This is a genomic window from Liquorilactobacillus satsumensis DSM 16230 = JCM 12392 (assembly GCF_001435195.1).
GTDB lineage: Bacteria > Bacillota > Bacilli > Lactobacillales > Lactobacillaceae > Liquorilactobacillus > Liquorilactobacillus satsumensis.
Genome location: NZ_AZFQ01000034.1, coordinates 205,138 through 210,040, shown reverse-complemented (window position 1 = coordinate 210,040; position 4,903 = coordinate 205,138). Strand labels below are relative to the sequence as shown.

5 protein-coding genes are annotated in these 4,903 nt (G+C 39.5%); 1 reads left to right on the top strand and 4 read right to left on the bottom strand.

Features of this window, described 5'->3' with window-relative positions; all coding sequences use genetic code 11:
* Positions 1-108 precede the first annotated feature (108 nt).
* The 4 genes from FD50_RS04875 to FD50_RS04860 form a co-directional block, all read right to left on the bottom strand.
* Positions 109-933 carry a metal ABC transporter permease gene (locus tag FD50_RS04875; protein WP_054758023.1) on the bottom strand — a complete coding sequence of 275 codons (825 nt, stop codon included), beginning with the start codon at positions 931-933 and terminating at the stop codon, positions 109-111.
* Positions 920-1,588, bottom strand: a complete 669-nt coding sequence (locus FD50_RS04870; RefSeq protein ID WP_056960621.1) for a metal ABC transporter ATP-binding protein — start codon at positions 1,586-1,588, stop codon at positions 920-922. The genes FD50_RS04875 and FD50_RS04870 overlap by 14 nt, the downstream gene beginning before the upstream one ends.
* A 5-nt stretch (positions 1,589-1,593) precedes the next feature.
* Positions 1,594-2,472 (bottom strand): metal ABC transporter solute-binding protein, encoded by an 879-nt coding sequence (locus FD50_RS04865; RefSeq protein ID WP_054758022.1) that lies wholly within the window; start codon positions 2,470-2,472, stop codon positions 1,594-1,596.
* Between the two features lie 172 nt (positions 2,473-2,644).
* On the bottom strand, positions 2,645-3,280 hold the full coding sequence (locus tag FD50_RS04860; RefSeq protein ID WP_054758021.1) for an HD domain-containing protein: 636 nt from the start codon (positions 3,278-3,280) through the stop codon (positions 2,645-2,647).
* A 396-nt stretch (positions 3,281-3,676) separates the two neighbouring features.
* On the opposite strand from FD50_RS04860, the gene FD50_RS04855 reads away from it, so the two are divergent.
* Positions 3,677-4,789: a glycosyltransferase gene (locus FD50_RS04855; RefSeq protein WP_056960620.1), complete on the top strand. Its 1,113-nt coding sequence runs from the start codon at positions 3,677-3,679 to the stop codon at positions 4,787-4,789.
* Positions 4,790-4,903 lie beyond the last annotated feature (114 nt).

Here is a 4,903-nt window from a genome sequence, read left to right as displayed (position 1 = left end):
GTTTATCCGGAATAAAAGAGGGACTGTGACAAAATTTAACTTTTGTCACAGTCCCTCTTTTATTTTGTAAGTTGTGCGTATGAATTACCCACGGAATTCTTACAATGATTACAGCTGCGTTGAGCGCGTGTGAGCTTGATTCTTCCCTTGCAGGTAATGAATGGAAAGTGCGATACCGTAAATGACCGCTTCGATTAAAGTAATAAAGAAGCTGACAGGCCAGTCCGTCGTGTACGCAAGGTAAAGCCCCAGCCAGATCCCAAGCAACGAGAAACCGGTGGTCAAACCAATCATTTTCCATAATGAGGTGGTAAAATATTTTGCCGCAGAAGCTGGGATAGTCAATAGGACAAAGATCAACAATGAGCCGATAATTTGTGCTGTAATACTGATTGTCAGGGCTAACAGACATAAGAAGGCAATTGAGATTAGCAGATTATTGCGCTGATTGTATTGTGAGCCAATGACATCAAACGAATTGTAAGCCAGTTGTCTAAATAAGACAGCAACCACAGCGATGATCAGCAGGCTGAGTAAAATTAATGAGTAGACATTACTGAGGGTAATACCGACAATACTGCCAAAAAGGATGTTGGTCGCATAATTTGATTGTTTATTAGAAAGTGAGAGAAAGAGAATTCCAAGACCGATAAAGATTCCGGAAAAAAGACTAATCGAAGCTTCACGTCGACTTAAGCGATCGCCTGAAATGCCGATAAATAAGCCGCTTGCCATTGTAAAAATGATCATACCAAGCAGTGGACTGATACCGGCAAAGATTCCAAAGGCAGCTCCTGAGAAGCCGATCTCTGAGAGTGTATGGGTAAAGAAAGAGGTTTGGCGTGCAACTACAAAAGTTCCCATCAAACCACAAATTAAAGAGATGAAAATTCCTGATAAAAAAGCATAACGCATAAAATCAAATTGCAGCATCAGTTGCACGCTCCCGTTCAATTAGTTTTCCTTGCTGTGCAGAAAGAATTAATTCATAGTCTGCATATCTTGCAATCAGCTCATTGTCGTGCGTAATGAAGAGCACTGTGATATCTTTTTCTGCGACCTGTTTGCTGATCAACTGGAGCAATTTGTGTTTAGCATCTTTATCTAAACTAGCTGTTGCTTCATCAAGAATTAATAATTTAGGTTCAGCACAAAGGGCCTGTGCAAGAAAGGCCCTTTGTTTTTCGCCACCGGATGCTGCTCCAAGCGCTTCTTTTTGAATATTAGCAAGCTGGGTTTCTGCTAATACTTTTTTTAAAAGCTGACGTTCATTGCGACTGTGCCACAAAAAATGTGAACGGTGCAACCCCAAGGCTACAAAATCATGAATGCTCAGCGGAAATTCATCATCAATATTACGAAGTTGTGGAACATATTGAACCTGTGTCCTTTTTACAGCGAATTTAATATGTTGGTCATCTTTGGTAAATGACCGCAGGAGATACTTTGCAAGGGTGGTTTTACCGACCCCGTTTTCACCTGTCATACAAGTTAGTTTGTTGGCGGGAACACTGAAACTAAGCTGTTTGAATAATTGTTTTTCTGGGACGCTCAGATTCAGATCCTTAACTTCGATTATTGTCTTCATGTAGTTTATTTCTCATCCTTTTGAATATTTAAAACTTGTTGATACTGTGCTTTCATCCAGTTAAAGTAATTTTTATGTGCCGGTAAGGTTTCGGTCACATTGACGACAGGAACCTGATACTGTTTGCATAATTTAACCAAGTTGTCGACCGTTTTGTCACTTGCTTGTGTATTTCTTACGAAAAATGCAATTTTACGTTGCTTGATATCGTCTTGCATGCCTTTGATATCACTAGGTGAAGGATCTGTTCCTTTTTCAACGGCATCCGAGAAGTGGGTGTTGTTGACCTGATAACCCATATCGTCCAGAGCATAATCGAAAACTGGTTCGCTCACATCAACAAGCTTATGCTTACTATTTTGTTTGATTTGGGCTGTTAATTTTGAAAGCTCGGTTAAACTGGAAATGTATTTTTGTGCATTTTTTTGATATTCTTTTTTATGTGTTGGGTCAAGCTTGCTATAGTAGTCAGCCAGGTAGTTTGCAATGCGTGGCATTGTCTTGCTATTATACCAAAGATGTTCATTATCGCCATCCTTTTTTTTCATAATATCTTCACCGACTGCAATTTTTTTAGAACCGCTCAACTTCTTTGCCCAGCCATCATAACCAATTCCGTTATACAAGAGCAGGTCACTTTTGGCAACTAGCTTGGCAACTTTAGTGGTTGGTTCGTAGTCGTGAGGATCAACGTTAGGACTGTTGATAATTGAACTGACCTGCCCGTGATTGCCTAAAACAGCTTTAGCAACTTCGCCGTAAAAATCCGTGGTGGCGACAACTTTGATTCCACTTTTTTGCGTGCTGCTTTTGGACCCAAGACTGCACCCTGTTAAAAATAACCCCAAAATAAGAAATGATAGAAAATAACTGATCTTTTTCATAACGCCCTCCGTTTTGATAAAAGTAGTAATGATTACAATTTAGGATATTAATCAAGTTAAACCCCGGTGTCAAGCGCATTTAGCGTTTAAAAAGTAATATTTACTATTTACATGAAACGAAAATGGCATTCTGACAATCAATTTTAGATTTGAATTACACTTTACTTTTTTTCTATTTTTCTGCATTCCATTCTGCTTTAAACTCAGCTAGAAATGACAGCATTACTTGTTGACGCCCTGCTGCAATTTTTTTAGCGGTTGCGGTATTTAACAGCTCTTTTAAATTCAGTAATTTTTCATAAAAATGATTAATGATTGTTTCATTAGTTAAGTCACGGTACTCAGCTTTTGTCAGTTTTTTTCGAGGAGCAAGCTGCGGATCATAGATGGTTTCAGCATGACTGCCGCCGTAATAAATCGCTCTAGTAATTCCGATGGCTCCGATGGCATCTAGGCGATCCGCATCTTGGACGATCTTCCCAGCTGGAGAAAGCGGGTACTGGTTGGAGGTTAACGTTTTGCTGAAAGAAAGATTATTAATAATACTGTTAATTTGTGTTCGTGCTGACGACGAAAAATTTTGGTCCGCTAGAAACTTATTTAGCAGTTCGTTTTGGGCTGCAGGATCAGCAAAAAGTTTGTCATCAGAAATATCATGCAAATAAGCTGCAGTTATTGTAATCAGCCGATCTGCAGTTTCGTCTTTTAAGATTTTCTTGGTTAAATTGACTACACGTTCAATGTGGTCGAAGCCGTGGCCAGTTCGGTCTTCACCGAGTTGTTCTTTGGCAAAGTTTCGGACTGCCATGAGACGAATATCTTTTTCCGTTTGAAAGACCTCCTACTTAATAGGTAGTACTCTAAAAGTATAACAGAAAAAAGCAAATGAGTTTAGTGTATATATATACGATCATTTTGATTTTTTATTCTTGATGATGACGTAAAAATCTTGATTGCTAAAACTGATGTCCTAGTTTAACACAATTACTTAAGCTAAAAATAATTTAATCATTTTCTAATTATGAATTACAATGCATTTTGTTTCTGAAATCTTGCTTTTTATGCTAAACTTTTTCTCAAGGAAGTGTAGGCTGTTTGAGTGAGCCGATTTTAATTTGTGGAATGCTTCCTAGAAAGGTGTGGAGCATCTGTAGGAGAAGAAGAAAGGGGGCAGCTGTTTTTCAAATGAAAACCAGCGAAACTTATGAAAGTCTTAATTGCATTAGAAAATGTAGTGATGGATGGTGTCAAACGCGCGGCCACGGTGTTAGGAAATGAGCTGAGTAAACAGCTGGATGTGGCATATTATTCTTTGAGCGAAACAGTGCCGTATTACACATTAGAGGCACCTTTAATCATTGCTAAAAGGCCGGTTTCGAGCGATATTTTAAATTACTTCGGGGATTCTCCTTATGAACGCTATGCAGATCAGATCAGCGACCTTTGTGACTATGTTGTTGAAAATGAGTATGGCTGCGTAATTTTACCGGCAGGGCTCTTGACAAGTTTTGCTCCTTTTATTAAAGAAAAAGCACCTAATGTGAATGTAATTGCGTGGATGCACAACAATTATGAAACTTATACAACTAAGTATTACGCAGGGATGCTTGCAGAGTTTGAGCGCGGACTAGCTGCTGCGGATACAGTAGTTGTCCTCACAGCGTTTGATTATGAAAGATACCGTGAGTTCAATCAAAACACGGTTAAAATCTATAATCCGCTAACACTCATTCCAGAGAAAAGAGCAGATCTGAATAGTCATTTAATTGCTTTTACCGGACGAATTGCAATTCAGCATAAGGGAATCGACCTTTTGTTGGAAGCTGCGAAATCACTTAAAGATGACTGGAAAATTGCAATTGCCGGTAGTGGTACACCGGAGGATATGGCGACTTTTAAGGCATTGGTAGCACGTTTTGGTGTCGCAGATAAAATTATTTATCGTGGAGCGCTAAAGGATAAAGCCTTGCAAGATCACTATGAGAGTGCTTCGATTTTTGTCTCAACCTCACGTTGGGAAGGAATGCCGCTTGTCATGGGAGAAGCAATGGGCTTTGGACTGCCCGTAGTCGCAATGGCTAATACAGGATCAGCAGAGTACTTGCAGGAAGATCGTTACGGAATTATGACTAAGCCACAAGATGTTGCAGATTTTGTACGGGTGTTGGATAGAATGACGGCTAGTCGTTTCCTGCGTCGCTACTATTCTGCGCGTTCTTTGGAGCGTGTTAAACACTTTGCCCCTGAGGCAGTTGTCTCACGGTGGCTTCCGGTGATTATGGAAACGAAAAGAGAAACCAAAGAAGAATTAGTTTAAAGAGTACGGGCATTGACTAAAGTTAAAAACCAGGTAGAAAAGACGGGAATTATTTAAAAATGGATACAGATAATAATGGGTAGGGCTGCGACAAAACTAAGGTTTTGTGGCAGT